The organism is Candidatus Pyrohabitans sp. (assembly GCF_054014795.1).
The window spans coordinates 1-4,478 of sequence record NZ_JBPMGE010000068.1 but is presented as its reverse complement, the minus strand read 5'-3'; the positions used below and the strand labels follow the sequence as shown (position 1 = coordinate 4,478).

5 protein-coding genes are annotated in these 4,478 nt (G+C 55.2%); all 5 read right to left on the bottom strand.

Going from position 1 to position 4,478, the window contains the following annotated elements; all coding sequences use genetic code 11:
• Positions 1–422 (bottom strand): TIM barrel protein (locus ACXJJW_RS07415; RefSeq protein ID WP_456475101.1); only part of this gene is annotated, 422 nt, incomplete at its 3' end.
• A 154-nt stretch (positions 423–576) separates the two neighbouring features.
• On the bottom strand, positions 577–1,506 hold the full coding sequence (gene guaA / locus ACXJJW_RS07410; protein WP_456475100.1) for a glutamine-hydrolyzing GMP synthase: 930 nt from the start codon (positions 1,504–1,506) through the stop codon (positions 577–579).
• A 1-nt stretch (position 1,507) separates the two neighbouring features.
• A complete protein-coding gene (gene pyrG, locus ACXJJW_RS07405; RefSeq protein WP_456475099.1) occupies positions 1,508–3,115 on the bottom strand; it encodes a CTP synthase in 1,608 nt (535 codons plus the stop codon).
• The gene (locus ACXJJW_RS07400) at positions 3,112–4,128 is read right to left on the bottom strand and encodes an adenylosuccinate synthetase (RefSeq protein ID WP_456475098.1); all 1,017 of its coding nucleotides are present in this window, start codon (positions 4,126–4,128) and stop codon (positions 3,112–3,114) included. Before ACXJJW_RS07400 ends, pyrG begins: the two co-directional genes overlap by 4 nt.
• A gap of 119 nt (positions 4,129–4,247) precedes the next feature.
• Positions 4,248–4,478, bottom strand: a 231-nt coding sequence (locus tag ACXJJW_RS07395) for a hypothetical protein (RefSeq protein ID WP_456475097.1), incomplete at its 5' end; no start/stop codon positions are given.

The window sequence follows — 4,478 nt, the reverse complement described above, 5'->3', positions numbered from 1 at the left end:
ACCACATCTATACCTTCCCCCCTGAGCGTCTCCACTATACCCTCAAGTTGCCCCTTAACCCTCGCGTAGGCATTTTCCTTTGAGCTTTTCATGTAGAAACCCGGGTGGAAGGCTATATCGCGAGCTCCGCAGGCGTAACCCACCCTTGCAGAGTCGAGAATGCGCTGCACACTCGCCTTCAGCTTAACCTCCTCCGGTGAGTTGAGGTTTATGTAGTAGGGGGCGTGCACCGTCAGCACCACCTCAAGCTTCTCCGCCACTGAGCGCACCTCTTTTGCCTTCTCCATTCCCATCCTCACACCGCGAACAAACTCCACCTCCATGCATCCCAGCCCGAGCTCATGCACCCTCGCTATGCCCGCGGCGGTATCGCGGGAGGGCGAAGAGATGGGAACACCCGCAGTGCCGAAGAGCAGCGCCATTCATCTCACCCGCTAAACGTCAGCGTTTAACTTTTAGTTGGCGAATTAACAATAATATTTACCTTCGATACATATGGCAGTATAAAAAACAGGTGAAATGCCCACACCTCCTCCAACTCCTTTTTACGGGCATTTCACCTCCAACCTTCCTGTGTCACTCATACTCGATAGTGGCCGGGGGCTTGTCGGTTATGTCGTAGAGCACTCTGGTAACCCCCGGAATCTCACGGGTTATCCGCCTCTGGATGCGCTTGAGCACCTCCCAAGGTACGGGCATCGCCGTGGCTGTCATCGCATCCACACTCTCCACCACGCGCACAGCTATGGTGTAGCCGTAGTCGCGGATATCCCCCTTTACCCCAACGGTTTTTCCCTCAAGGAGGGCAGCAAATGCCTGCCAGGGTTTAAGCTTCGCCTTTTCAATCTCCTCCTCCACTATTGCGTTTGCCTCCCGCACTATCTCCACCTTCTCAGGCGTTACCTCACCAACAATGCGCACCGCCAAACCAGGACCAGGGAAGGGCATTCTTTCAGAGATGCTCTCAGGTAAGCCCAGCTCCCTTGCGACGATGCGCACCTCGTCCTTGTAGAGGTCGCGCAGAGGCTCCACCAGCATGAGCACCATGCCGGAGGGCAAACCAGCGACGTTGTGGTGGCTCTTTATTCCGCCGCCGCTCTCTATCCAGTCCGGCGCTATTGTACCCTGCACCAGATACTTTGCTCCCACCCGGGCTGCCTCCTCCTCAAACACCTCAATAAAAACCCTGCCTATAATCTTGCGCTTCTCCTCTGGGTCTCGAACCCCGCGAAGCGCCTCAAAAAAACGTTCCTGTGCCTGCACCACACGCAGATTCATCCCCAGCTTATCCCTGAAAATCTCCACAATCTCCTCCTCTTCGCCCTTGCGCATAAAGCCGTGGTTGACAAACACCGCAACGAGGTGCTTCCCCAGGGCGCGGTGGGCCAGCGCGGCCGCGACGCTCGAGTCCACGCCGCCCGAGAGGGCAATAATCGCAGTCTCCTCATCCACCTGCTGGCGAATCTCCTTCACAGCCTCAGCGATAAACTTTTTTGCATCAAACATTCTACAACCTCTTACTCCTTATCGCAGCGTCAACAAAGGCAAAGAATACAGGTGCCGGACGGCGCGGTCTTGACTTAAACTCGGGATGGAACTGCGTGGCCAAGAAATGAAAATGAGAGGGAAGCTCGCATATCTCCATTCTGCGCCCGCCGTCGCTGGTGGCAGAGAACACCATCCCCGCACTCTCCAGCTTTTCTATATACTCAGGGTTGACCTCATAGCGGTGGCGGTGGCGCTCACCCACCTCCTCGCAACCATAAATCTCGTATGCCTTTGTTCCCGGCTTTATCTTAACCTTAATTTCGCCGAGACGCATGGTGCCGCCCAGCTTTTCAATCTCCCGCTGCTCGGGCAGGAGGTCAATTACAGGATGCCTGGTGTCGGGGTCGAGTTCAACGCTGTTCGCCTGCTCCAGACCAAGCACATGGCGCGCAAACTCGACCACCGCCAGCTGAAATCCAAAGCATATGCCGAGGTAGGGTATGTTGTTCTCCCTCGCATACTTAATCGCCGCAATCTTTCCCTCTGCACCTCGCGCCCCGAAGCCCCCTGGCACAAGAACTCCCTGGGCCCTCTCAAGCTCTTTCAGCTTCTCAGGCTCCTCCTCTATCTCCTCAGCCTCTATCCAGAGTATCTCAGCCTCATAGTCCAGCTTCCAGGCGGCGTGCTTCAGGGCTTCAACTATACTTATGTATGAGTCGTGAAGATGGGTATACTTGCCCACTATGGCTATGGTCACCTTCTCCTTGGACTTCTTAACCCTCCTTATAAACCTGTCCCAGTCGCTGAGATCGTACTTTCTCTCCCGCAGATTGAGCTTCTCAAGCACAGTGTCCCCCATACCCTGGGCATCCATTACGAGGGGGACCTCATACACTACCCTGACGTCGTGGTTGCTTATCACGTCACGCTTGCTCACATCGCAGAAGAGGGAGAGCTTCGCCTTGGTCTCATCCAGAAGTGGCTTGCGGGTTCTGCACACCAGTATATCCGGCTGTATGCCTATCCCGCGAAGTTCCTTTACGCTGTGCTGCGTGGGCTTTGTCTTCTGCTCGCCCACCGCATCAAGGGTCGGCACAAGGGTCACGTGGATAAAGAGCACATTCTCCTTGCCCAGCTCCATCCTGAGCTGGCGCAGCGCCTCCAGGAAGGGCATGCTCTCTATGTCGCCAGTGGTTCCGCCGATCTCGACGATTAGTACATCAGGATTATTAATCCGCGCTATCGCATGGAGCTGCCTCTTTATCTCGTCGGTAACATGGGGTATTATCTGCACCGTCTGCCCCAGATACTCGCCTTTGCGCTCCTTCTCCAGCACTGAGAGGTAGATTTTGCCCGTGGTGATGTTGTGGTCACGGGTGAGCTCCACATCCAGAAAGCGCTCATAGTGCCCGAAGTCCAGGTCAGCCTCATACCCATCCTTGGTAACCCATACCTCACCGTGCTGGAAGGGGTTCATCAAGCCAGGGTCCACATTGAGGTAGGGGTCTATCTTGCACACATCCACACGCAGCCCCCGGGAACGCAGAATCAACCCTATGGCTGCGGTGGTCACTCCCTTACCCAAACCAGAGAGTACGCCTCCGGTTACAATTATAAACTTGGTCATTTTTCGAGCTTCTCCTCTCTCAAATCTATGGTGTCCTCAAGGTCCGGTCCGGTTGAAATAAGGGTTACAGGCACGCCCACGCGGCGCTCCACCTCTTCCACAAAGCTCCGCGCAGCCCTGCTCAGCTCCTCATAGCTCCTGGCCCCTTTGCTCTCTTCGTCGATATAATCCACACAGGTGAGTGCTATCTGCGAGGCGCTGTTCAGCATTGCAGCGTAGCGCGCCATCTCGAAGTCGAACCTGCCTATGCGCCGCCTCCGCCCTGTGACTGTGCCGTACTCCACTATTCCGAGCTTTTCCGCCTCTTTCTGCGAAAGCTCTGTGGGGAATGGGCCCGCGCCCACACGTGTGGGGAAGGACTTGAACACCACCATGACATCGCCAATCCTCCGTGGACCTATGCCCACGTCTACGCAGGCCATGCTTGCAGTTGTATCCTTGGAGGTAACATAGGGGTAGGTGCCGTAGAACAGGCTCAGCCCAAAGCCCTGAGAGCTCTCCACCAGCACCCTTTTGCCTGCGTCTATCGCCCTGTCAACCTCCTCCGGAACATCAGTGAGGTGAGGCTTGAGCGCCTCCACATCCTTGGCCAACTTGAGGATGCGTTTGGCTCTGTCCATGTTCGCAGGGCCGCAGCCCGTGCCGGTGCTGCCTATCTTTCCTGCGAGATGTCCTGAGCTTTTATCCCGGGCTATGTGCTCCTCCTCTATTATACCGCAGCGGTAGTCTATACCTATCCTCCCATCTATGCCGAGGTCTACAATCTCCTTGAGTATCACCTTAGGATTCACAAGCACCCCAGCACCTATGAGCAGCCTAGCCTTCTCGTACAGAAAACCGCTGGGGGTTAAACGCAGGGGATACTTCTTCCCCTTATAAACCACAGTATGCCCTGCATTAGGGCCCACTCCAGCTCTCGCGATTATGTCCGGCTTATCGCTCATGCACAGGTAGCTTATCACCTTTCCCTTACCTTCGTCGCCCCACTGGCCGCCTACTACAATGGTTACCACGAAATCACCTCAGTAGCTGAATAATTCGATAGCACCCCCTCACACAAAGCTCCACCAATCACCAAGAAGAGCCTCGTCACATTCATGCAAAACAGTAAGTTGGATATATTGCTCTTGGTTTATAAGGTTTTTGATGGGTGCACCCTGTAGATGGGCGCGCCCCACTCCGGGAAAATCCTCTCAACCAAGCCTTCCTCAGCCATCTCTATGAGTAAATCCTGAAGGTTGCAGCCTGTGAGAGCCTCGTATTTCTCAGGCTCCTCCAGTCTTCTCAGCTCAACCTCCTCCTGAATCCTCGCCAGCTTGGCTTCGCCCAGCGAGCGGAGGATTTCCAGGAGAAGGCGTTTTTT

Bases quoted from the DNA above. Each gene is read 5' to 3' on its own strand.
- guaA (WP_456475100.1), bottom strand. From the start codon at position 1,506: ATGTTTGATGCAAAAAAGTTTATCGCTGAGGCTGTGAAGGAGATTCGC.
- pyrG (WP_456475099.1), bottom strand. From the start codon at position 3,115: ATGACCAAGTTTATAATTGTAACCGGAGGCGTACTCTCTGGTTTGGGT.